Below are 21,573 nucleotides of genomic sequence, written 5' to 3'. Positions count from 1 at the left end.
CCGACATTACAATGGCACGAGAGTCTCCAGTTCCGGCAACAGCACGACGCTCTCCTGCTCATTCGGATCTGTCCGCGCAATCACCGCCGAACAGGGCTCGCCCGACAGATTGGCCGCGAGATGCGGCACGCCTGCCGGAATGTAGAACATCTCCCCTGCCCTGACGATCGCGTGCTCCTCCAGCCGGTCGCCGAACCAGGTATGCGCCTCGCCGGACAGCACGTAGATCGCCGTTTCATGGGTCTCGTGTTTATGCGCCTTGGCCCGGCCACCCGGCGGGATCGTCAAAAGATGCATGCAGATACCGGTCGATCCGACTGCTTCGGCCGAAATGCCTTCGAAGTAGCCGAATCCCTGTTTTCCGTCATACGTATGCCCGGGGCGCACGACCCGGCAGGCCGGTGTCGATGATTGCACCATTTTCCCATCTCCTCGGCAACAATATCGCGCGCAGCATACCTCATTGGAAAAATATGAAGTACGACTATCGGAGGCAAAGAGCCGGATGACGTCACACCAATCTTCCAGCCAATGGCATTCAGGACGGAGCGCACCGGATACAATGACAACAGCACCAGCATCTGTCGTTTCGGCCCGCGATCTCGGCCTGACCTTCGAGACCAGTGACGGCCCGGTCAATGCGCTGACGGGCGTCAATCTCGACGTCGACAAGGGCGATTTCGTCTCCTTTATCGGCCCGTCCGGCTGCGGCAAGACCACCTTCCTGCGCGTCATCGCCGATCTCGAAAAGCCGACGTCCGGCTCGATCACCGTCAACGGCACGACGCCGGAAGACGCCCGCAAGAACCGCTCCTACGGCTATGTCTTCCAAGCGGCCGCCCTCTACCCGTGGCGCACCATCGAAAAGAACATCGCTCTGCCGCTGGAGATCATGGGCTACAGCGTAGCCGACCAGAAGGCACGCATCGAGCGCACGCTGGAGCTGGTCAATCTCACCGGTTTCGGCAAGAAATTCCCCTGGCAGCTTTCGGGCGGCATGCAGCAGCGCGCCTCGATCGCCCGCGCGCTCGCCTTCGATGCCGATCTTCTCCTGATGGACGAGCCCTTTGGCGCGCTGGATGAAATCGTCCGCGATCACCTGAACGAACAGCTCTTGAAACTCTGGGACCGTACCAACAAGACGATCTGCTTCGTCACTCACTCGATCCCCGAAGCCGTCTATCTCTCGACCAAGATCGTCGTCATGAGCCCCCGCCCCGGCCGCGTCACCGATATCATCGAGTCCACGCTGCCGAGGGAGCGTCCGCTCGACATCCGCGAAAGCCCCGAATTTCTGGAAATCGCCAGCCGGGTGCGCGAAGGCTTGAGAGCGGGGCATAGCTATGATGAGTAGACCGATCGTGCCGTGCGGCTGCGCGGCGAGGTGCCAATCATGAACCCCTCCTTCATCCTCTGGCTCGCCGCCTCCATGGCCATTTTCCTCAGCGCCGCGACCGCCTCGCGCTTTTATGTCTCCAGCAACAACATCCTGATCCTGATCTTCTCGCTCGGCCTCTATTGCCTCGGCAACCTGATGATGGTGCGGCTGATGCGCGAAGGGGGGCTGGGACTTGCCATTTCGGCATCGGCAATCGCCCAGCTGCTCCTGGTCAATTTCATCGCCTTTGCGGTCTTCGGCGAGCGGATGACCCTGCCACAACTGGCCGGGGTGGCGCTTGGCATCGTGTCGATGGGATTGATGCTGCTGCCCGCCGGCGGGAAGGCCTGACTATGGAAAAACCGAACATCTTCAACGACAGGATCATGCCGGTGGGTGTCATCCTCCTTGCCGTCCTTGTCATCTGGTATGTGGCGGTGGTCTTTCTCAATGCGCCCTACGAGCGCGATACGGCCGCACGGGCTGGAACTGAAATGACCTTCTCCGAAATCCTGCCGAAAACCATGTTCCAGCAACGGCCGGTTCTGCCCGCCCCGCATCAGGTGATCGCCGAAATCTGGGACACCACCTTCAACAAGCCGATCACCTCCAAGCGCAGCCTCGTCTACCATGCCTGGATCACGCTGTCGGCGACGCTGCTCGGCTTCGGTATCGGCACCGTGCTCGGCATTCTGCTCGCAGTCGGTATCGTCCACAACCGGGCGATGGACCGCTCGCTGATGCCGTGGGTGATCGCCAGCCAGACCATCCCCATCCTCGCCATCGCGCCGATGATCATCGTTGTGCTCAACGCCATCGGCATATCGGGCCTGCTGCCGAAGGCGCTGATCTCGACCTATCTCAGCTTCTTTCCGATCGTCGTCGGGATGGTCAAGGGCTTGAGAAGTCCCGAGCAGATCCAGCTCGACCTGATGCACACCTATTACGCCAGTCCGGCGCAGACGTTCTGGAAGCTGCGCTGGCCGTCCTCCATGCCCTATCTCTTCGCCTCGCTGAAGGTTGCGATTGCCATTTCCCTGGTCGGCGCCATTGTCGGCGAACTGCCAACCGGGGCCGTGTCCGGTCTTGGCGCCCGGCTTCTGGCCGGCTCCTATTACGGCCAGACGGTGCAGATATGGTCTGCATTGTTCATGGCGGCGGCACTTGCCGCAACGCTGGTGATTATCGTCGGCCTTGCCCACACCGCCGTCCTCAAGCGCATGGGGATGAAGCCATGAATTACGGTCTGCTCTTCGGTGCCATCGCCTTCTGGCTCGCTGCCTGGGCAACCAATGAATGGCTGGTGCGCCAGAAATTTACGGACAGGTCCGCAAGCAGCGCCGTTCGCCTGGCCGTGCCCCTGTTGTTCGGCGTCAGCATCCTGGTTCTGTGGGAAGGTCTCGTGCGCGGGTTCAATGTTCCCACCGTGCTCCTGCCACCGCCCTCGATGATCTGGGCCCGGCTGATCAACTCCCTGCCGACGCTGTGGGCCGATTTCCAGCAGACTTTCCTGAAGGCCGTCATCATCGGCTATGCGCTCGGCTGCAGCCTCGGATTTCTCGTCGCCATCGCCATCGACCGCTCGCCTTTCCTGCAGAAGGGCCTGTTGCCGCTCGGTAATTTCGTCTCGGCGCTGCCCGTCATCGGCGTCGCGCCGATCATGGTCATGTGGTTCGGTTTCGACTGGCAGTCGAAGGTCGCCGTCGTGGTCATCATGACCTTCTTCCCGATGCTGGTGAACACGGTGTCCGGACTTTCGGCGGCAAGTTCGATGGAGCGGGATCTGATGCATACCTATGCCGCCAGCTGGTTCCAGACGCTCGTCAAATTGCGTCTTCCGGCGGCATGGCCCTTCATCTTCAATGCGCTCAAGATCAACTCCACTTTGGCCCTGATCGGTGCCATCGTCGCTGAATTCTTCGGCACCCCGATCGTCGGCATGGGATTCCGGATTTCCACGGAAGTGGGGCGCATGAATGTCGATATGGTTTGGGCCGAGATCGCCGTCGCGGCGGTGGCTGGCTCCGTCTTCTACGGGATAGTGGCGCTCATCGAGCGGGCTGTCACGTTCTGGCATCCGTCCGTGCGAAACGCGCGAACGGCTTAAGAAATGCCTGTCCGTGGTGGACGGGTACAACAAAAAAGAGGGAACTGACATGAAGACAAGACTTGCATCATTGCTGCTGGCAAGCGCTTTTTCGCTGTCCGCATTCCATGCCATGGCCGCCGACAAGGTGGTTCTGCAGCTGAAATGGGTCACGCAGGCCCAGTTCGCCGGATACTACGTTGCCAAGGACAAGGGCTTCTATGAAGAGGAAGGCCTCGATGTCGAAATCAAGCCGGGCGGTCCCGACATCGCGCCTCCGCAGGTCATTGCCGGCGGCGGCGCCGATGTTGTGGTCGACTGGATGCCTTCGGCGCTTGCAACCCGCGAAAAGGGCGTGGCCCTCGTCAACATCGCCCAGCCGTTCAAGAAGTCCGGCATGATGCTGACCTGCCTGAAGGAATCCGGCGTCGCTTCGCCTGCCGATTTCAAAGGCAAGACGCTCGGCGTCTGGTTCTTCGGCAATGAGTATCCCTTCCTGTCGTGGATGAGCCAGCTCGGCCTCAAGACCGACGGTGGCGCGGATGGCGTCACGGTCTTGAAGCAGGGCTTCAACGTCGATCCGCTCATCCAGAAGCAGGCAGCCTGCATCTCCACCATGACCTACAACGAATATTGGCAGGTCATCGATGCCGGCATCAAGCCGGAAGACCTGGTGACGTTCAAGTACGAGGACCAGGGCGTCGCAACACTGGAAGACGGGCTCTACGCGCTTGAAGACAAGCTCAAGGACCCGGCCTTCAAGGAAAAGATGGTCAAGTTCGTCCGCGCCTCGATGAAGGGCTGGAAATATGCCGAGGAGCACACGGATGAAGCAGCCGGCATCGTTCTTGAAAACGACGCCACCGGGGCCCAGACGGAAGAACACCAGAAGCGCATGATGAGCGAAATCGCCAAGCTGACGGCGGGTTCGAACGGCGCACTCGATGAGGCAGACTACAAGCGTACTGTCTCTTCGCTTCTGAAGGGCGGCTCCGATCCGGTTATCAGCAAGGAACCGGTCGGCGCTTTCACCCACGAGATCACCGACGCGGCTCTCAAGTAGACTACTGAACAATACCCTTTGATAGAGAAACGCGCGGGTTGTCCCCGCGCGTTTCCCATTTGCAACGTTGAAAAAACACCCTGCACAGTTCCTTAAATCGGAATCGATTTAAGGAAAAATTATGCGGCAAATTTAAAGTGCTGCAGCGACCTTTGCGCGTCATGAATGACGCGCGGCAACAAAACGACATAAAACAGAAGTTGCATTGATGGCACCCAACAAATAAAATAATGAGGCACCATTCTTCTTTTCAATGATCTTGCATAGCCGGGCGGCCCTAACTAAATAGAGCCCGAAGGCATTTTGAGGAGGATGCGGAGGAAAAATTTCGCGCAATAGAATTGCCATTGACGCGCTGTTTCCTTCCCTTCCAGCACATGAGCGGCACGCCCTTCCTGCAAGGTTTTCGGCGTCAGCGAACTGATTTATCCGGAATTCGAGGAAGTGAGCCGATGGCCCGTAATACGACGTTTGCGTTTGGAGTTTCCACTGCACTGCTGCTGACTTTGATGTCCAGCGCCGCATCCGCGCAAGAAGCCGCCGCACCAAAGACCGAGCAGACATTGCCCTCCATCGTTGTGACCCAGGTGGAAAACAAACCGGTCATCGACCGCGTCGTTGCTACCGGCGCCATCAAGGCCGTGGAAGAGACCTATGTCTCGCCGCTGGTCGATGGATTGTCGATCCGCACGCTGAACGCAGACGTTGGCGACCGGGTCGCGGCCGACAGTACACTGGCCGTGCTCAACGACGACATGCTGCTCTTGCAAAAGAGCCAGTATGCGGCCAGCCTTGCCAAAGCCAATGCTTCGCTTGCGCAGTACCAGGCACAGCTTGCCGAAGCGCAGGCCAATGCAGAGGAAGCGGTGCGGGTCAGCGAGCGCTCCAGGAAGCTATCGGAAGCGGGTTCTATTTCCACTGCCCAGCGGGATCAGGAAAAGGCAGCCGCGACCGCGGCCCTTGCCCGGCTCAATTCGGCCGAACAGCTCATCGCCGTCGCCAACGCCGATATCAAGGTGGTCGAAGCCCAGATGTCCGATCTGGACCTGCGCCTTGCCCGTACCGAGGTCAAATCTCCGGTCAGCGGCATCGTTTCGGCAAGGGCCGCCAAGGTCGGTGCCATTGCCAACGGTACCGGCGAGCCGCTGTTCACGATCATTCGCAACGGCGCGCTGGAAATGCGGGCCGATATCAACGAGGCAGATCTCATCAAGCTCGCCATCGGCCAGAAGGCTGTGGTCACGCTCGCCGACGGCAAGGCCAGGGTTGACGGTAGGATCCGGCTGATTTCGCCGATGGTCGATGCCCAGACCCGTTTGGGCGCCGTCTACATCTCGCTGAACGAGCCCGAAAAGGCCCGTGTCGGGATGTATGCCGATGCGCAGATCATCATCGAGGAAAAGCAGGCCATCGTCTTGCCGCTGACAGCTGTTACCGTTGGCAACAGCGAGACGATCGTGCGCAAGGTCGAAGACGGCGTTGTTCACCTGACGAAAGTGACGACAGGCATTCAGGATGGTGAATTCATCGAGATCACCACGGGTCTGAAGCCCGGTGACAAGGTGGTTGCCAAGGCCGGCGCCTATGTGCGCGACGGCGACAAGATCAATCCGGTGACCTCCGCCGCCACGGCGACCAATTGACGGGAAGAGCGGTATGAATTTTTCAGCTTGGGCAATTCGCAATCCGATAGCGCCGATCCTCGCCTTCGTGTTGTTGATGTATCTCGGATATTCGGCTTTCAACACGCTGCCGATCACGCGCTTCCCCAATATCGACGTTCCGATCGTCTCGATCAGCGTCAGCCAGAGCGGTGCTGCACCCGCAGAACTTGAATCGCAGGTCACCAAGGAAATCGAGGATGCCGTTGCCGGCATTTCCGGTGTCGATCACATCACTTCGACCATCAGCGACGGGCTCTCCACCACCGCCGTTATGTTCATGATGGACGTGCCGACCAATCAGGCCGTTCAGGACACCAAGGATGCGATCGACCGCATCCGCGGCGACCTGCCCGCCTCGGTCGAAGAACCGATCGTCTCCAAGGTCGATGTCGAAGGACAGGCGATCCAGACCTTTGCCGTCTCGTCTCCGGGCATGACGCTTGAGGAAATCTCCTGGTTCGTTGACGATACAGTCAAGCGCGCGCTTCAGGGCAAGTCCGGCATCGGCCGGATCGACCGTTACGGCGGAGCGGACCGCGAGGTCCGCGTCGAACTCAACGACGCGCGCCTGAATTCCTACGGCATTACCGCATCCGACGTGAACAACCAGCTGCGCAAGATGAACACCGACCTCGGTTCCGGCCGCGGACAGATTGGCGGCAGCGAGCAGGCGATCCGCACGCTCGGCGATGCTCGCTCGGTTGAAGGTCTGGCGAACACCATGATCGCCATGCCCAACGGCAGGTTCGTGCGCCTTTCCGAACTCGGCAAGGTGACCGATACCTACGAGGAGCCAAAGTCGTTCTCGCGTTTCAACGGCACGCCGGTCGTCACCTTCGCCGTCTTCCGCGCCAAGGGAGCGAGCGAGGTCTCGGTCGCAGAAACGGTTGAAAAGACGCTTGTTGACCTCAGGGCGAAAAATCCCGACGTGTCGATCGAACTGGTCGATGATTCCGTCTACTACACCTACGGCAACTACGAGGCGGCGATCCATACGCTGCTCGAAGGCGCCCTGCTCGCCGTTGCCGTGGTCATGCTATTCCTGCGCAACTGGCGCGCAACGCTGATCTCGGCGCTGGCACTGCCGCTGTCGGCAATCCCGACCTTCTGGATCATGGATCTGCTCGGCTTTTCCCTGAACCTGGTCAGCTTCCTTGCCCTGACGCTAGCCACCGGTATTCTCGTCGATGACGCCATCGTCGAAATCGAGAATATCGCCCGGCATATCAAGATGGGCAAATCGCCCTACAAGGCGGCAATCGAAGCGGCCGACGAAATCGGTCTTGCCGTGATCGCAACGACGTTCACGATCATCGCGGTGTTCGTGCCGGTGTCCTTCATGCCCGGCATTCCCGGTCAGTACTTCATCCAGTTCGGCCTGACGGTCGCGGTCTCGGTATTCTTCTCGCTGATGGTCGCGCGGCTGATCACGCCGCTCATGGCTGCCTATCTGATGAAGTCGGGCGATGGCGACGGCCATGAGCACGATGACGACGGCGCCATCATGCGCGGCTATACCTGGCTGGTCAGCAGGACGACCAAGCGCTGGTACATGCGTTATGCGACGATGCTCGCCGCCATCGGTTTCGTCATCGGATCGGTCATGCTTTTGATGACGGTTCCAGGCAGTTTCCTGCCGACCGAAGATGCGTCCCGTATCGTTCTGTCCGTCGAACTGCCGCCGGATGCAAGACTGGACGACACCGACAAGACGACCGAAGAAATCTACGGCCGTATCAAGGACCTGAACGGCGTCGAAGGAATCTTCGTCCTTGGCGGCGCCTCGCCGAAGGGCGATCTTGAGCTGCGCCGCGCGACGATCACCGTCATGCTGGCCAAGCTTGACCATTCGCTCCTCAACAAGGTGGTCAACGACGTTTTCGGCCGGATGCCGGTGATCGGCGCATATCTGCCGAAGCTGCCGCCATCTGGACGTATCGTTCCCCAGGCCGAAATCGAAAAGCAGGTTTATGCGGCAGTTCGCTCCATTCCGGACGTCCGGATTTTGAAGCTGAACGACCGCGGCGAACGGGACCTGGCGTTCAATCTCCTGTCGAAGAGCGACGCCGCCCTCAACAAAGCCGTCGGCATGCTGGAAGCCAATCTGCGCAACGAGCCTCTTCTCGCCAATGTCAGCCCCGACGGCGCCCTACCGCGGCCTGAACTGCAGATCCGCCCGCGCGCCGACCAGATGTCGCGCCTCGGCATCATGACCGCACAGATCGCCGACGTCGTTCGCGTCGCCACGATCGGCGATATCGATGCGGCCCTGACGAAGATTTCGCTCGATGACCGGCAGATCCCGATCCGCGTCCAGGTGAACACGAATTTCCGCACCGATCTCGCCGCCATCCGCAATCTGAAAGTTCAGACGGCGGCCGGTGCGCTGGTGCCGATTTCGACGGTTGCCGATATCAACTATTCGGAAGGCCCGAGCTCGATCAAGCGCTATGACCGCAGCCGCGTCGTCACCATGGGCGCAGACCTGCCGATCGGCGTCGCCCTCAATACGGCATCGGATCGTTTCAAGGAGATTGCCAAGGAAACCAAGCTGCCGCCGGGCGTCGAGTTCCTCGAAAGCGGCGACGCGGAAGTTCAGGCGGAAATGCAACAGGGGTTTGGCAACGCCATGCTGCTCGGCCTGATGCTGGTGCTGGTGGTGCTCATCCTTCTGTTCAAGAATGTCATCCAGCCGTTCACCATCCTGTTCTCGCTGCCGCTTGCCATCGGTGGCGTGGCGATCGGCCTGATCCTGACGCAGAACGCCATGTCGATGCCGGTGCTGATCGGCATCCTGATGCTGATGGGTATCGTGACGAAGAACGCCATTCTTCTGGTCGATTTCGCAATCGAAATGATGCATCGCGGCATGGAGCGGACGGAAGCGATGATCGAGGCTGGGCGCAAGCGCGCACGGCCGATCATCATGACATCGATCGCGATGTCGGCGGGCATGTTGCCCTCGGCGCTCGGCGTCGGCGAAGGCGGTTCGTTCCGCGCACCGATGGCCATTGCGGTAATCGGCGGCATTATCGTCTCGACGGTCATCTCGCTCGTCGTCGTCCCGTCGTTCTTCCTGATCATGGATGACCTGTCGCGCCTGCTCGGCAAGATCTTCGGCCGCTTCGTCGGCCGCAAGGATCACGAGACGGAAGTGCTGGAAAACGCCGCACTGACCGACATCGTGACCGATCAGAGCAAGACGATCGACGAGTTGCAAAAGCGGCTCGACAAGCTGGAAGGTCCCAAACGCGGCGGCAACGTCATCAACCACCCGGCGCTCGCGGCCGAGTAGTTCTGCGGCAATCCCATGAAAAAGCCCGGCCGCATCGATGATGCGGCCGGGCTTTTGCGTTGGTCGTATCGCGACTTTTACAGCCCGCCTTCGGTCCTCAGGAAATCGACGATCGTCTCGATGCCGTCGCCACGTTTCATGTCGGAAAACACGAACGGCCGCTCGGCGCGCATCCGGTTGGCATCACGCTCCATGACGTCGAGATCGGCGCCGACATAGGGCGCCAGGTCCTTCTTGTTGATGACCAGAAGATCCGAGCGTGTGATCGCCGGCCCGCCCTTGCGCGGGATTTCCTCGCCCTGGCAGACGGAGATCACATAGATGGTGATATCGGCAAGGTCTGGCGAAAAGGTCGCCGCCAGATTGTCGCCGCCGGATTCGATGAAGATGACGTCAAGGTCCGGAATGCGACGGTTGAGATCGGCGATGGCCTGCAGGTTGATCGTCGCGTCTTCACGGATCGCCGTGTGCGGGCAACCACCGGTCTCGACGCCGACGATCCGGTCCGACGGCAGCGCCTGCATCCGCACCAGCGCCTCGGCATCTTCCTTGGTGTAGATATCGTTGGTGACGACGGCGACCGAATAGGTCTCCCGCATTGCCTTGCAGAGCTTGTCGGTCAGCGCCGTCTTGCCAGAGCCGACCGGACCACCGATGCCGACGCGAAGCGGTCCATTGGAAGATTTCATCGCAACATTCCTTTCAAAAAACGCGCTCACAAACCATCAGGAACGAAAGAGCCGCGAATGCAGTGTCTCATGGCAAAGCGCCGCGATATCGGCCGTGATTGTTGCCGAGCCAAGATCGTCGAGCGTACTTGCCGAAGCCTTGGCCGCCGTCTCTGCGATCACCGGTTCCAGTTCGGCCAGCACCCCGAGGCCATGCGTCTGTCCTGTGACGCCGCAACGGATCGCCACGGAGACGAGGTTGGACGCGGTCGAATGCAGGTAGGCCGCTAAAGCAGGCTCCAGCCCGGTGCGATGTGCGCCGGCAACAGCACCGACAGCAACCGGATAGGCAACGGCACCGGTCAGCGTTTCCAGTGCCGGATGCGGCCAATGGGCAGCGGCCGTCAGGAAGGCTTCTCCCTGCAGCATCGTTTCCATGTGGCGCTCGCGCGACCCGGCGAGCGCTTGCGCCAGCTGGTGCACAGCTTCAAGCCTCAAGGTGTCGCCACAGGCACGATAGCTCTCAGCGAGAAGCACGGCGTCATTCCAGCTCGACCCGTGCTCGATCAGGGCGCGCAACCATTGGGCAAGCCCGGAGGCGCCGGTCACCAGGCAGTCGTGCACCGCCTGCTCAAGCCCGCCGGAATAGGAAAATGCCCCGACCGGAAACGCCGGCGACAACCATGTCACCAGCCGCAGCAGCGCTTGCGTATCGGTACGATCAGTCATGGGCGTGCTGGTGGTCGCCATGTCCGTGGGCGTGTCCATGCGAGTGTCCGTGCGAATGCCCGCCGGAACCATGATAGGCGCCGCGCATCGGCTGGAACGGTTCCGTCACCTCGCTGAGCGTGGCGCCCAATCCTTGAAGCATGGCCCGGATCACCGGATCGCGCAGGATCAATATCCGGTCCAGCCGGATTTCGGCGGCGAGGTGCCGATTGCCGAGATGCCATGCGAGCTCGATCAGGTGGAGCGGATCGCGGGCGCGGATATCGTAGAGCGGCTCCTCGATGGCGGCGATGCGCACGTAGTCGCCGGTGTCGAGCACCAGAAGATCGCCGTCGGCGAGCATGACGGCTTGCCTGAGATCGAGCATCACCACGTCGTCATTGTCGAGATGCAAAAGCTTGCGGCGCAGATGCCGCTGGTCATGGGAGAGCGCGATCGTGTGTAGGGCGGACTTATCCGCCGGGCCGGGCGACAGGATCTGGGTCGAGCGATAAGGCATTCGGAAAACCTTCAAGTTCATTCATGGCACAGTAGCAACAAAAAAATCCGGCGCCAGACCAAACAGGCCCGGCACCGGATTTCACGGAAATCACAGGTGTTCCGGCTCAGGCCGCGATCTTTTCCGACTGCAGCGCACCAAGGATGTTCTGCGGCGACGACACGCCATAGGGATCGCTGTCGGCATTGTCGCGATAGCCTTCTTCCTCGAACCACTGCTCGACGACACCGTCGTTGATGACGGCGGCATAACGCCACGAGCGCATGCCGAAACCGAGATTGTCCTTGGAAACGAGCATGCCCATCTTGCGGGTGAACTCGCCCGAACCATCCGGGATCAGCTTGACGTTTTCAAGGTTCTGCGACTTGCCCCAGGCATTCATCACGAAGGCGTCGTTGACGGAGATGCAATAGATGTCGTCGATGCCTTCTGCGCGGAAATCGGCAGCCAGCTTTTCGAAGTCGGGAAGCTGGAAGGTCGAGCAGGTCGGCGTGAAAGCGCCCGGCAGCGAGAACAGGATGACGCGTTTGCCTGCGAAATAATCGGCGGACGAGACATCCTGCCAGCGGAACGGATTGGCGCCGCCAACGGCTTCGTCCCGAACGCGCGTGCGGAACATAACGGATGGCACTTTTCTGCCAATGATCATGATGATTACTCCTTGAAAGACGAACACCCTGCGCGGCAGTCTTGGGAGGAGCCCGGCGCAGGAGGTGAGCTGTTTTTCTACAGCAACTCCTGCTGCGATGCAGCACAAAGGGCGCGAAAAAGGCCGTCTGCATGGCTGACCTGCGCCCTGCGCATGCCTTTCACGGCCTGCCTATGTTCAAGGATTTCAGTTATATACGGCCAACGATGCCGAGAGCGAAACCGGCAAGGGATTCCACCAGCCTGTCCGTAAACCCGCCTCCCGAAGCGCCTTGGCCGTCCAGGTATTGCAGCCGACGACAGCGCTGAACCAGCCATTGGCCTCGAAAAAGCGGTCATTTGGCCCATAGGCCGTGTCCGGTATCGCCTCGATCCGCCCGTCCATCGGCGTAAAGCTCGCCTCGATGAACGAAAGCAGCCGCTGATACTCTTCCGTGCCGATCTCAAACCGCGTGACCCGGTCCGAAGGATCGACGATCTCGCCTGCCACATCGGCGTGGATGACGGAACGGTCCATCGTCACCCCCTTGAACAGCGGCACCGGCTTCAGCTCCGACCATGTCGGGGTTTCGATGTAGAACGCCCGCCCGCCCCAGCCGAAGACGAGCCAGCGCGCATTCGGATGCGCAACCGGCATGCCACTTTCACCGAGAAACGGAAATCGGGCCAGCGTTTCGGCATCGATGGGAATGGCAATATCGGTGTGGATGGGGTTTGACAGAACGAGGATGCGATGCTTTTCCCCGGTGACTGTAGCGGCTTTCGCCGCGGGCCACAAAGGACGCGGCACGAACGTCCCGGTAACAACAGCCAGGACCGCCGCGAAAACGACGGCAGCCAGCCAGCGCAAGGGCCGTTTCCAGAACATCAGCGAGGTTCTTTCACGTCCGGCAAATCCTAAAACATGAAATAGCGCTGCGCCATCGGCAGCACTGTTGCGGGTTCGCAGGTCAGAAGCTCGCCATCGGCCCGCACTTCATAGGTTTCCGGGTCGACCTCGATATGCGGCGTCAGGCTGTTATGGATCATTGAGGCCTTGCTGATGCCGCCGCGGGTGTTCTTTACCGCGATCAGCTGCTTGGCCACGCCGAGACGCGCTTGCAACCCGCCATCCAGCGAGGCCTGCGACACGAAGGTGACGGAGGAATTCGTCCTTGCCTTGCCAAAGGCGCCGAACATCGGCCGGTAATGTACCGGCTGCGGCGTCGGGATGGAGGCATTGGGATCGCCCATCGGGGCGGCCGCGATCATGCCGCCGAGGATCACCATATCGGGCTTCACCCCGAAGAAGGCCGGATTCCAGATCACCAGATCGGCGCGCTTGCCGACTTCGATCGAGCCGATTTCATGCGAAAGCCCCTGCGCGATGGCGGGATTGATGGTGTATTTTGCGATATAGCGCCGGACGCGGAAATTATCGTTGTCGCCGGTCTCCTGTGCCAGCCGGCCGCGCTGCCGCTTCATCTTGTCGGCGGTCTGCCAGGTGCGGATCGCCACCTCACCGACGCGGCCCATCGCCTGGCTGTCGGAGGAAATGATCGAGAAGGCGCCGATATCGTGCAGGATGTCTTCGGCAGCGATCGTCTCCTTGCGGATACGGCTTTCGGCAAAGGCGATATCTTCCGGGATGGACGGCGACAGGTGGTGGCAGACCATCAGCATGTCGAGATGCTCGGCCAGCGTGTTGATCGTGTAGGGCCGGGTCGGATTCGTCGACGATGGAATGACGTTCGAATGGCCACAGATCTCGATGATATCAGGCGCATGGCCGCCGCCCGCACCTTCGGTATGAAAGGCGTGGATCGTGCGCCCCCCGATGGCGTCGATGGTATCCTCGACAAAACCGCTTTCGTTCAAAGTATCGGTATGGATCATGACCTGCACGTCATAGGCATCGGCAACCGTCAGGCAATTGTCGATGGCGGCCGGCGTAGTGCCCCAGTCCTCGTGCAGCTTCAGGCTGGAAGCGCCGGCAAGGATCATTTCCTCAAGCGGCGCCGCAAGCGAGGCATTGCCCTTGCCGGCCAGCGCGAGGTTCATCGGGAAACCGTCAAAACTCTCGATCATCCGTTCGATATGCCAGGCGCCGGTGCAGGTGGTCGCCAGCGTCCCATGCGCCGGGCCGGAACCACCGCCGAGCATGGTGGTGATCCCCGACATCAGCGCTTCCTCGATCTGCTGCGGGCAGATGAAATGGATATGCGCATCCATGCCGCCCGCCGTGACGATCTTGCCCTCGCCAGCGATCACCTCCGTGGAGGGGCCGACGATGATGGTCACGCCCGGCTGGGTATCCGGATTGCCGGCCTTGCCGATCGCTGTGATACGGCCGTTCTTCAGACCGATATCAGCCTTGACGATGCCCGTATGATCGACGATCAGCGCATTGGTGATGACCGTATCGACCGCCCCTTGAGCGCGCGTCGCCTGGCTTTGGCCCATGCCGTCACGGATCACCTTGCCGCCGCCGAACTTCACCTCGTCGCCATAGGTGGTAAAATCCTTTTCCACCTCGATGAAAAGCTCGGTATCGGCCAGCCGGACCTTGTCGCCGGTGGTGGGGCCAAACATGCTGGCATAGGCCGCGCGCGACATTTTGTAGGACATGGCTATCAGGCTCCCTGAGCAAAGGCGGATAAAGTAGTCTGGTCGAGGCGGAAGAGCCGCCCCTTGGAAATCAGGTCATCGACATAACGCCGCTCGGCGGCGAACGGGTGCCACTCCCAGCCGGCGTGGCCGAAACCGGCAAGCACGACGCGGTCGCCCGGCTGGCGCCAATGGGCAAGCACCTCGGCGATGACGATCAGGCCGCTGCTCGGCACGACGTATTCGCCGGGATCGAAGCGCTTCAACCCTGCATCGACCTCTTCATGCGTCGATGGCGGGACGACATGGAAACCTCGACCCGTCGCCTTGGCGAAAGCGCGAAAGCCATCGGTATAATCGTCGCAGAGATCGTCAAGATCAGGGTGGCGCCGCTCGATTTCGGGCCGCAGCATCTCAAATTTTTCGGCTGCCCGGACGCACCAGATCGCACTTGCCTGCCGCACTGCCGCACTCGTCTTCCACCGGCCGCCGCCCAGCATCGCCAGCGCCGGGCGCCCGGTATTGCAGACGGCGACAATATCCGTCTTGCCTCCACCCGCGCCGCGGCAGTCGTTGAAGCGGATCACCAGATCGGCCGCGTCGATGACCGCCGCAGCAGCGTCCGGCACCGGCCCGTTTCCGACGATCATGATGGTCCGGCCTGACGTCACGGGCACCTCATAGCTTTCCCATGACCTTCTGCCGGAAACCATAAACCTCACGCTTGCCGGCAAACGGAATGAGCGTGACGCTGCGGGTCTGCCCCGGCTCGAAACGGACGGCGGTTCCAGCCGGGATATCAAGGCGCCGGCCATGGGCCACCGCGCGGTCGAACAACAGGGCGGCATTGGTTTCGGCAAAGTGATAGTGGCTGCCGACCTGTACCGGCCGGTCGCCGGAATTGGAGACGTCGAGCGAAACGGTTTCCAGCCCGGCATTCAGCTCGATATCGCCGCTTGCCGCAATGATTTCACCGGGGATCATGATTGTCTCTCCTGTTTACGCAGCCTTGATCGGCGCACAGCCCTCGGCTTTCAAAACCCGTTCGGTGGACGCCGGAAACTTACCCAGCTTGGCAGCCGGGCGAACCGGACGGCGGACGAGTTCACCGCCGCAGTTCGGGCATTGTCCGTCCAGAACCTCGGAAACGCATTGTGTGCAGAAGGTGCATTCGAAGCTGCAGATCATCGCTTCACGGCTGCCGGGTGGCAGGTCCTTGTCGCAGCATTCGCAATTGGGTCTCAGTTGCAGCATGGTGGGCTCCTTCAGCGAATGGGTTCGTGGACCGTCACGAGCTTGGTACCGTCCGGAAAGGTCGCCTCGATCTGGATATCGTGGATCATTTCGGGGATGCCTTCCATGACCTGGGCCCGGGTGACGACATGGGCGCCCGCCTCCATCAGGTCGGGCACCGAGCGGCCGTCGCGGGCACCTTCGACGACATAGTCGGTGATCAGCGCGATCGCTTCGGGGTGATTGAGCTTCACCCCGCGCTCCAGCCGCCTTCGGGCAACCATCGCCGCCATCGAGATCAGCAATTTGTCTTTTTCACGGGGTGTCAGATTCATACGTGGTCACCAGGATTGCGGGTCGATTACAGGTTCCAGACTTTTGGCACAGAGGCGCCCTTGCGCAAGTGCGAAATAACCGGGAGGAGGATTTTTCTCAAAGCGAAACCATCGGGGGCAACGACGCGGGCAATCAGCTTGTCCTCGCCCGCCACCCGGTAAGAACTCACCCCGCCACGAGCGCCGCCGATCAGGCCGCGCAGTTTCTCGACCTGCAGCTCGCAATCGGCGCCGGTGTAGAGAAGCGTCGCAAAGGCCACCTGCCCGCCGAGCACAGCTGTCTCATCGGTCATCGCTGCGATATCCCCGGAGAGCCGCAGGTTTTCCGCATGCAGGAGCACGCCGTTCTTGCGGATGCGCCAGCAATCCTGAAACAACCCTTCCCGCATTGCTTCGCCCATCGCCTTGCGACCCAAGAGCACGGCTTCGACGGCCAGAAATTCCGCTCCCCCGGCGATGTCCACCTCAAGCCTGCGCGACAGCGAAGCCCGGTCGAACAGAATGGTTTCTTGCGGCAGCCAATGCACCGCAGCGCACGTACCGACCGAAATCTGCGTCGTCACATCCGCCGTTCCGGCGCTCGCCTTGTAGATTTTCTCGCAGGCCTGCGTGGTCAAGGTGAGATGCGTGCCTTCGCCGGCGGAAAACGACCATTCCATGTGGTCACCTCCCGTCAGACCGCCGGAACTGTTGATCAGCACGGCTTCCATCGTCACATCGAACGTGTCTGGAAGCCTGATCTTGGCGCAGCCTTCCTGGTAGAATTCGGCAAGCCGCGTGCGCCCGGCAAACGGCTTTGCCACCAGCCGTCCCTTGCCCCACGCCCTTTGCGGAGCGATTGCCGCTGCCTCAGCCATCAAAAATCCAACGTTAAACAGTGAGGTGGCGGCGCGCTTCCGGCGTATCCAGCGTCTCGGCCGGGCCTTCATGCACGATCTCGCCCCGGTCCATGATATAGACGTGATCTGCAAGCTCGCGGCAGAAGTCAAGGTATTGTTCCACAAGCAGAATTGCCATCCCCGTGGAATCGCGCAGATACTGGATCGCCCGGCCGATATCCTTAATGATAGACGGCTGGATGCCCTCGGTCGGCTCATCAAGTACGAGGATTTTCGGTCGCGTCACCAGCGCCCTGCCGATCGCCAGCTGCTGCTGCTGCCCACCCGACAGATCACCGCCGCGCCGCCCGAGCATGGTGCGCAGAATCGGGAATAGGTTGAAGATATCCTCCGGAATGAAGCGGTCCTTGCGCGCGACAGGCGCATAACCCGATTCCAGATTTTCCTTGACCGTCAGCAACGGAAAGACTTCCCGCCCCTGCGGCACGAAGCCGATACCGTGCTTGGCGCGGTTATAGGGCGCCATGCCGTTCAGCACCGTGTCGTTGAAGGTGATGGTTCCGGCGCTCGGCCCATGCTGACCGGTGATCGCCCTCAGCAGGCTGGTCTTGCCGACGCCGTTGCGGCCGAGCACACAGGTGATCTTGCCCATGGGAGCGGTGATGGAAACGCCACGAAGCGCTTGTGCCGCGCCATAGTGCAGATTGATGTTATCGACCGTCAGCATAGCACACCTATCGTATTCGGAGCGAATTCACCCCCCTTGGTCGGCGACACCGACATCTCCCCCTCAAGGGGGGAGATCACCACGGGTCTTCGAGCAAACAGGGAAAAAGGACGATCTCCCCCCTTAAGGGGGAGATGTCGCAAAGCGACAGAGGGGGGTGAAGCCGCAGGCATTGCGCTCAAAGACAGGAAAACCGATCGCATCTTCACCGTCCCAAATAGTTCTCGATCACTTTCGGATCGTTGCTGACGAAATCGATCGAGCCTTCGGCCAGCACGGAGCCTTCGGCCAGGCACGTCACCTTGACGCCGAGATCGCGGATGAACCCCATGTCATGCTCGACGACGACAACCGAGCGGGTCTTGGCGATTTCCTTGAGCAGGATGGCGGTCTCCGCCGTTTCAGCATCCGTCATGCCGGCAACCGGCTCATCGACCAGAAGCAGTTTCGGCTCCTGCGCCAGAAGCATGCCGATCTCCAGCCATTGCTTCTGACCATGCGAAAGATTGGCGGCGAGATCGTCCTTGCGCGCGGTCATGCGCACCGTTTCGAGGATTTCCTCGATGCGCGCCTTGTCGGCCGGGGTCAGCCGGTAAAACAATGTCGAAAACACGCCGCGCTTCCGGTTGAGCGCCAGCTCGATATTGTCCCAGACGGTATGGCTTTCGAACACCGTCGGTTTCTGGAATTTGCGGCCGATGCCGAGCTGGGCGATGTCGGCCTCGTCCTTCTTTGTGAGGTCGATATCGCCGTTGAAGAAGACCTGACCGCTGTCCGGCCGCGTCTTGCCGGTGATGATGTCCATCATCGTCGTCTTTCCGGCACCGTTCGGACCGATGATGGCCCGCAGTTCGCCGGGCTCGACCACGAAGGACAGCGCGTTCAACGCCTTGAATCCGTCAAAGGAAACCGACACGCCATCGAGATAGAGAAGGCTGCGGGAGGTTTTTGCATCCATCGGTCTTACTCCGCAGCCTGGGGTTCGAGTGTTGCGAGTTGGTCTTCGATCTTGGCAGCCGCCTTGTCCTGATAGGCTTGCTCGATGGCGTCGGCTCGTCTCTGTTCGTTGCGCCGGGCCAAAAGCTGCTGGACCGTGCCGACGACGCCCTTGGGCAGGAACAGGGTCGTTGCGACGAACAGTGCGCCGAGCGCGAACAGCCAGAATTCCGGGAAAGCGGCGGTGAAGATGCTCTTGCCGAAATTGACGAGAATGGCGCCGATGATCGGCCCGATCAGGGTGCCGCGCCCGCCCACCGCCGTCCAGATCACGACTTCGATCGAGTTTGCCGGTGCAAATTCGCCGGGATTGATGATACCGACCTGCGGCACGTAGAGCGCGCCGGCAACGCCAGCCATCATCGCCGAAACGGTGAAGATGAACAGCTTCATGTTCTCGACGCGGTAACCCAGGAACCGGGTGCGGCTTTCCGCATCGCGCACGCCGACCAGCACCTTGCCATATTTGGAACGGACGATGGCCGAGCTCAGCATGAGCGCCAGCGCCAGCGCAATGGCGGTGGCGGCAAACAGCGCTGCCCGCGTGCCACCGGCCTGGACGTTGAAACCGAGAATTTCCTTGAAATCGGTCAGCCCGTTATTGCCGCCAAATCCCATCTCGTTGCGGAAGAAGGCAAGCAGCAAGGCATAAGTCATCGCCTGGGTGATGATCGACAGGTAGACGCCGGTGACGCGCGAGCGGAAGGCAAACCAGCCAAAGACGAAGGCAAGCAGCCCCGGCACCAAAAGCACCATCAGCGCCGCGAAGGCGAAATGGTCAAAGCCATGCCAGTACCACGGCAGTTCGCTCCAGTTGAGGAAGACCATGAAATCGGGCAGCAGCGGATTGGCATAGACGCCCCGGTCGCCGATCTGGCGCATCAGGTACATGCCCATGGCATAGCCGCCGAGCGCGAAGAACGCGCCATGGCCAAGCGAGAGAATGCCGCAGTAACCCCAGACGAGATCGAGCGCCAAGGCCAAAAGCGCATAGCAAAGGTATTTGCCGAGCAGCGGCACCAGATAGCCAGGCACATGAAAGGCGCTGCCCTCCGGGATCAGCAGATTGGCGAGCGGCACGAGGAGGGCGGCAGTAAGGATCAGGTACACAGCCCAGAGGGTTTTCTTTTCGTGCCTGCGAAACAGCATTTGCGTAATCATTGTTCGACCGCCCTTCCCTTGAGCGCGAACAGGCCGCGTGGCCGCCGCTGAATGAAGAGAATGATGAAGATGAGGATGAGGATCTTGCCGAGCACCGCTCCGGCATAGGGTTCGAGGAACTTGTTGGCGATCCCGAGCGTCAAGGCACCGATCAGCGTTCCCCAAAGATTGCCGACGCCGCCGAAGACCACGACCATGAAGCTGTCGATAATGTAGTTCTGGCCGAGATTGGGCGAGACATTGTCGATCTGGCTGAGCGCCACGCCCGCCATGCCGGCGATGCCGGAACCGAGGCCAAAGGTCAGCGCATCGACCCATGGCGTGCGGATGCCCATCGACGAGGCCATACGGCGGTTTTGGGTCACGGCGCGCATCTGCAGGCCGAACTTGGAGCGTTTGAGGAGCAGCAGCAGCGCGACGAAGACGCCAAGCGAGAAGACGATGATCCACATACGATTGTAGGTGATGGCAAGCCCGCCAAGCTCGAAGGCGCCCGACATCCAGCCCGGATTGTCGACCTGACGATTGGTCGGCCCGAAAATGGTGCGGATCGCCTGCTGCAGGATCAGCGAGATGCCCCAGGTGGCGAGCAACGTCTCCAACGGGCGGCCATAGAGAAAGCGGATGACGCTGCGCTCGATGCCGACACCGACCAGGCCGGTAAAGAGAAAGGCGGCGGGAACCGCGAAGGCGAGCGTATAGTCGGTCATGCCGGGGGCGACGGACGCGACCGTCTGCTGAACGACGTAGGTTGTGTAGGCGCCGAGCATGACCATTTCGCCATGCGCCATGTTGATGATGCCCATGACGCCGAAGGTGATCGCAAGTCCGATTGCCGCGAGAAGAAGGACAGAGCCGAGCGACAGGCCGTACCAGACGTTCTGGACGACGTCCCAGGCGGCCAGGCTGCGGTCGATCGAATCGATGTTCGTCTGGATCGCGGGTTTCAGATCTTCAGGCGCGTTCTCCATCGCCGCGGTCAGAATCGTCAGCGCATCGCGGTTTCCGCGAGCGGCGATCGTGTCGATAGCAGCTCTCTTGTCGTTTGCGCTGGCATCGGTCTTCAACAGGATGACGGCCCGCGCCGCTTCCATGGTCGCCTTGACTTCAGGATCCTTCTCCAACGCCAGCGCCGAATTCAACAGGCCGAGATTGTCCGGATCGGCATCCTTGAGCAGATCCTGCGACGCCGTCAGGCGGGCCGTTCGATCGGGGCTGATGAGCGTCAGCTGGCTGAGAGCCGCGCCAATCGCGCCGCGCAAACCGTTGTTCAATTTGATCTTGGCCAAATTGCCGGGAACATCCGCCGCTGGCGCGCCGGTCAGAACATCGACATATGCGCCGCTCGCCGGGCCTTCGAGATAAACCGGCCCACCGGTCTTCGGCGCGTAAAGTTTACCGTCGCTGAGATCTTGCAGGATGTCGGCGACCTTGGCGTCTCCTGAGGCGGCAAGCGCCTTCACGGCTTCGATCTTCTGCGGAAAGCCGCTGGCGCCGAGCGCATCGACCAGCGGGCGGATATCTTCCTGCGCCCGCAGGCCGGTTGCAAGGCAACTGACCAGCAGACAGAAAGCGACAAGGAGGGTCTGGATGGCGCGATACATGAGCTTTTCTTGTTCCGTTGGCTGGACTACGGGTTCCGCCGAAGCCGCTGGCGCCGTTGCTT

At 60.8% G+C, this 21,573-nt stretch carries 24 protein-coding genes; 7 read left to right on the top strand and 17 right to left on the bottom strand.

The features are described from left to right. Nucleotides 1-6: 6 nt before the first annotated feature. Nucleotides 7-420, bottom strand: a complete 414-nt coding sequence (locus tag AC1D17_RS01020; protein WP_477563571.1) for a cupin domain-containing protein — start codon at nucleotides 418-420, stop codon at nucleotides 7-9. Nucleotides 421-562: 142 nt separating this feature from the next. On the opposite strand from AC1D17_RS01020, the gene AC1D17_RS01015 reads away from it, so the two are divergent. Genes AC1D17_RS01015 through AC1D17_RS00995 form a run of 5 tightly spaced genes read left to right on the top strand, consistent with a single transcriptional unit; the run spans nucleotide 563 to nucleotide 4,527 of the window. Beyond that, entirely contained in the window at nucleotides 563-1,354 is a 792-nt protein-coding gene (locus tag AC1D17_RS01015; protein ID WP_477563570.1) for an ABC transporter ATP-binding protein, read from the top strand. Between the two features lie 39 nt (nucleotides 1,355-1,393). Further along, nucleotides 1,394-1,729: a hypothetical protein gene (locus AC1D17_RS01010; protein WP_477563569.1), complete on the top strand. Its 336-nt coding sequence runs from the start codon at nucleotides 1,394-1,396 to the stop codon at nucleotides 1,727-1,729. Nucleotides 1,730-1,764: 35 nt separating this feature from the next. Then, the gene (locus AC1D17_RS01005) at nucleotides 1,765-2,616 is read left to right on the top strand and encodes an ABC transporter permease (protein WP_477563845.1); all 852 of its coding nucleotides are present in this window, start codon (nucleotides 1,765-1,767) and stop codon (nucleotides 2,614-2,616) included. After that, nucleotides 2,613-3,485: an ABC transporter permease gene (locus AC1D17_RS01000; RefSeq protein ID WP_477563568.1), complete on the top strand. Its 873-nt coding sequence runs from the start codon at nucleotides 2,613-2,615 to the stop codon at nucleotides 3,483-3,485. The genes AC1D17_RS01005 and AC1D17_RS01000 overlap by 4 nt, the downstream gene beginning before the upstream one ends. Before the next feature lie 49 nt (nucleotides 3,486-3,534). After that, the gene (locus AC1D17_RS00995) at nucleotides 3,535-4,527 is read left to right on the top strand and encodes an ABC transporter substrate-binding protein (protein WP_477563567.1); all 993 of its coding nucleotides are present in this window, start codon (nucleotides 3,535-3,537) and stop codon (nucleotides 4,525-4,527) included. Nucleotides 4,528-4,686: 159 nt separating this feature from the next. On the opposite strand, the gene AC1D17_RS00990 is transcribed toward AC1D17_RS00995, so the two are convergent. After that, nucleotides 4,687-4,875, bottom strand: coding sequence for a hypothetical protein (locus AC1D17_RS00990; RefSeq protein WP_477563566.1), 189 nt, complete (start codon nucleotides 4,873-4,875; stop codon nucleotides 4,687-4,689). A gap of 161 nt (nucleotides 4,876-5,036) precedes the next feature. Here AC1D17_RS00990 and AC1D17_RS00985 point away from each other — a divergent pair, with 161 nt between their 5' ends. Next, entirely contained in the window at nucleotides 5,037-6,170 is a 1,134-nt protein-coding gene (locus tag AC1D17_RS00985) for an efflux RND transporter periplasmic adaptor subunit (RefSeq protein WP_477563844.1), read from the top strand. A 13-nt stretch (nucleotides 6,171-6,183) separates the two neighbouring features. Beyond that, the gene (locus AC1D17_RS00980; protein WP_477563565.1) at nucleotides 6,184-9,486 is read left to right on the top strand and encodes an efflux RND transporter permease subunit; all 3,303 of its coding nucleotides are present in this window, start codon (nucleotides 6,184-6,186) and stop codon (nucleotides 9,484-9,486) included. A gap of 77 nt (nucleotides 9,487-9,563) precedes the next feature. On the opposite strand, the gene ureG is transcribed toward AC1D17_RS00980, so the two are convergent. The 15 genes from ureG to urtB form a co-directional block, all read right to left on the bottom strand. Further along, nucleotides 9,564-10,175 (bottom strand): urease accessory protein UreG, encoded by a 612-nt coding sequence (gene ureG, locus AC1D17_RS00975; RefSeq protein ID WP_477563564.1) that lies wholly within the window; start codon nucleotides 10,173-10,175, stop codon nucleotides 9,564-9,566. Between the two features lie 36 nt (nucleotides 10,176-10,211). Continuing rightward, nucleotides 10,212-10,883 (bottom strand): urease accessory protein UreF, encoded by a 672-nt coding sequence (locus tag AC1D17_RS00970; RefSeq protein WP_477563843.1) that lies wholly within the window; start codon nucleotides 10,881-10,883, stop codon nucleotides 10,212-10,214. Further along, nucleotides 10,876-11,382 carry an urease accessory protein UreE gene (ureE, locus tag AC1D17_RS00965; protein ID WP_477563563.1) on the bottom strand — a complete coding sequence of 169 codons (507 nt, stop codon included), beginning with the start codon at nucleotides 11,380-11,382 and terminating at the stop codon, nucleotides 10,876-10,878. The genes AC1D17_RS00970 and ureE overlap by 8 nt, the downstream gene beginning before the upstream one ends. A 106-nt stretch (nucleotides 11,383-11,488) precedes the next feature. Continuing rightward, the gene (locus tag AC1D17_RS00960; protein WP_477563842.1) at nucleotides 11,489-12,028 is read right to left on the bottom strand and encodes a redoxin family protein; all 540 of its coding nucleotides are present in this window, start codon (nucleotides 12,026-12,028) and stop codon (nucleotides 11,489-11,491) included. A gap of 189 nt (nucleotides 12,029-12,217) precedes the next feature. Further along, a complete protein-coding gene (locus AC1D17_RS00955) occupies nucleotides 12,218-12,898 on the bottom strand; it encodes a TIGR02117 family protein (protein ID WP_477563562.1) in 681 nt (226 codons plus the stop codon). A gap of 29 nt (nucleotides 12,899-12,927) precedes the next feature. After that, a complete protein-coding gene (gene ureC / locus AC1D17_RS00950; RefSeq protein WP_477563561.1) occupies nucleotides 12,928-14,637 on the bottom strand; it encodes an urease subunit alpha in 1,710 nt (569 codons plus the stop codon). 5 nt (nucleotides 14,638-14,642) lie between these two features. Beyond that, nucleotides 14,643-15,287, bottom strand: a complete 645-nt coding sequence (locus AC1D17_RS00945; RefSeq protein ID WP_477563560.1) for a Urease operon accessory protein — start codon at nucleotides 15,285-15,287, stop codon at nucleotides 14,643-14,645. Between the two features lie 7 nt (nucleotides 15,288-15,294). Further along, nucleotides 15,295-15,600: an urease subunit beta gene (locus tag AC1D17_RS00940; RefSeq protein WP_477563559.1), complete on the bottom strand. Its 306-nt coding sequence runs from the start codon at nucleotides 15,598-15,600 to the stop codon at nucleotides 15,295-15,297. 15 nt (nucleotides 15,601-15,615) lie between these two features. Continuing rightward, a complete protein-coding gene (locus tag AC1D17_RS00935) occupies nucleotides 15,616-15,870 on the bottom strand; it encodes a DUF1272 domain-containing protein (protein WP_264222559.1) in 255 nt (84 codons plus the stop codon). An 11-nt stretch (nucleotides 15,871-15,881) separates the two neighbouring features. Beyond that, entirely contained in the window at nucleotides 15,882-16,184 is a 303-nt protein-coding gene (locus tag AC1D17_RS00930) for an urease subunit gamma (protein ID WP_264222560.1), read from the bottom strand. A gap of 26 nt (nucleotides 16,185-16,210) precedes the next feature. Next, complete coding sequence (locus tag AC1D17_RS00925; protein ID WP_477563558.1) at nucleotides 16,211-17,041, bottom strand: urease accessory protein UreD; 831 nt, start codon at nucleotides 17,039-17,041, stop codon at nucleotides 16,211-16,213. Nucleotides 17,042-17,054: 13 nt separating this feature from the next. Then, a complete protein-coding gene (gene urtE / locus AC1D17_RS00920; RefSeq protein WP_477563557.1) occupies nucleotides 17,055-17,750 on the bottom strand; it encodes an urea ABC transporter ATP-binding subunit UrtE in 696 nt (231 codons plus the stop codon). Between the two features lie 205 nt (nucleotides 17,751-17,955). Continuing rightward, nucleotides 17,956-18,708 (bottom strand): urea ABC transporter ATP-binding protein UrtD, encoded by a 753-nt coding sequence (gene urtD, locus AC1D17_RS00915; RefSeq protein WP_264222563.1) that lies wholly within the window; start codon nucleotides 18,706-18,708, stop codon nucleotides 17,956-17,958. Nucleotides 18,709-18,713: 5 nt separating this feature from the next. Next, nucleotides 18,714-19,907 carry an urea ABC transporter permease subunit UrtC gene (urtC, locus tag AC1D17_RS00910; protein ID WP_477563556.1) on the bottom strand — a complete coding sequence of 398 codons (1,194 nt, stop codon included), beginning with the start codon at nucleotides 19,905-19,907 and terminating at the stop codon, nucleotides 18,714-18,716. After that, nucleotides 19,904-21,511 (bottom strand): urea ABC transporter permease subunit UrtB, encoded by a 1,608-nt coding sequence (gene urtB / locus AC1D17_RS00905; protein ID WP_477563555.1) that lies wholly within the window; start codon nucleotides 21,509-21,511, stop codon nucleotides 19,904-19,906. The genes urtC and urtB overlap by 4 nt, the downstream gene beginning before the upstream one ends. Between the last annotated feature and the right edge of the window lie 62 nt (nucleotides 21,512-21,573).

Source organism: Pararhizobium sp. P1_E7, from assembly GCF_056405855.1.
The sequence above is the reverse complement of the archived record's forward strand: the minus strand, read 5'-3'. Positions and strand labels throughout refer to the sequence as shown.

Bases quoted from the DNA above. Each gene is read 5' to 3' on its own strand.
- AC1D17_RS01020 (WP_477563571.1), bottom strand. From the start codon at position 420: ATGGTGCAATCATCGACACCGGCCTGCCGGGTCGTGCGCCCCGGGCAT.
- AC1D17_RS01010 (WP_477563569.1), top strand. From the start codon at position 1,394: ATGAACCCCTCCTTCATCCTCTGGCTCGCCGCCTCCATGGCCATTTTC.
- urtE (WP_477563557.1), bottom strand. From the start codon at position 17,750: ATGCTGACGGTCGATAACATCAATCTGCACTATGGCGCGGCACAAGCG.
- AC1D17_RS00955 (WP_477563562.1), bottom strand. From the start codon at position 12,898: ATGTTCTGGAAACGGCCCTTGCGCTGGCTGGCTGCCGTCGTTTTCGCG.
- ureE (WP_477563563.1), bottom strand. From the start codon at position 11,382: ATGCCTTATCGCTCGACCCAGATCCTGTCGCCCGGCCCGGCGGATAAG.
- urtC (WP_477563556.1), bottom strand. From the start codon at position 19,907: ATGATTACGCAAATGCTGTTTCGCAGGCACGAAAAGAAAACCCTCTGG.
- AC1D17_RS00985 (WP_477563844.1), top strand. From the start codon at position 5,037: ATGTCCAGCGCCGCATCCGCGCAAGAAGCCGCCGCACCAAAGACCGAG.
- ureC (WP_477563561.1), bottom strand. From the start codon at position 14,637: ATGTCCTACAAAATGTCGCGCGCGGCCTATGCCAGCATGTTTGGCCCC.
- AC1D17_RS00925 (WP_477563558.1), bottom strand. From the start codon at position 17,041: ATGGCTGAGGCAGCGGCAATCGCTCCGCAAAGGGCGTGGGGCAAGGGA.
- AC1D17_RS00990 (WP_477563566.1), bottom strand. From the start codon at position 4,875: ATGGCAATTCTATTGCGCGAAATTTTTCCTCCGCATCCTCCTCAAAAT.
- AC1D17_RS00930 (WP_264222560.1), bottom strand. From the start codon at position 16,184: ATGAATCTGACACCCCGTGAAAAAGACAAATTGCTGATCTCGATGGCG.
- AC1D17_RS00935 (WP_264222559.1), bottom strand. From the start codon at position 15,870: ATGCTGCAACTGAGACCCAATTGCGAATGCTGCGACAAGGACCTGCCA.
- AC1D17_RS01015 (WP_477563570.1), top strand. From the start codon at position 563: ATGACAACAGCACCAGCATCTGTCGTTTCGGCCCGCGATCTCGGCCTG.
- AC1D17_RS01000 (WP_477563568.1), top strand. From the start codon at position 2,613: ATGAATTACGGTCTGCTCTTCGGTGCCATCGCCTTCTGGCTCGCTGCC.
- AC1D17_RS00940 (WP_477563559.1), bottom strand. From the start codon at position 15,600: ATGATCCCCGGTGAAATCATTGCGGCAAGCGGCGATATCGAGCTGAAT.
- ureG (WP_477563564.1), bottom strand. From the start codon at position 10,175: ATGAAATCTTCCAATGGACCGCTTCGCGTCGGCATCGGTGGTCCGGTC.
- AC1D17_RS00970 (WP_477563843.1), bottom strand. From the start codon at position 10,883: ATGACTGATCGTACCGATACGCAAGCGCTGCTGCGGCTGGTGACATGG.
- AC1D17_RS00980 (WP_477563565.1), top strand. From the start codon at position 6,184: ATGAATTTTTCAGCTTGGGCAATTCGCAATCCGATAGCGCCGATCCTC.
- urtD (WP_264222563.1), bottom strand. From the start codon at position 18,708: ATGGATGCAAAAACCTCCCGCAGCCTTCTCTATCTCGATGGCGTGTCG.
- AC1D17_RS00995 (WP_477563567.1), top strand. From the start codon at position 3,535: ATGAAGACAAGACTTGCATCATTGCTGCTGGCAAGCGCTTTTTCGCTG.
- AC1D17_RS01005 (WP_477563845.1), top strand. From the start codon at position 1,765: ATGCCGGTGGGTGTCATCCTCCTTGCCGTCCTTGTCATCTGGTATGTG.
- urtB (WP_477563555.1), bottom strand. From the start codon at position 21,511: ATGTATCGCGCCATCCAGACCCTCCTTGTCGCTTTCTGTCTGCTGGTC.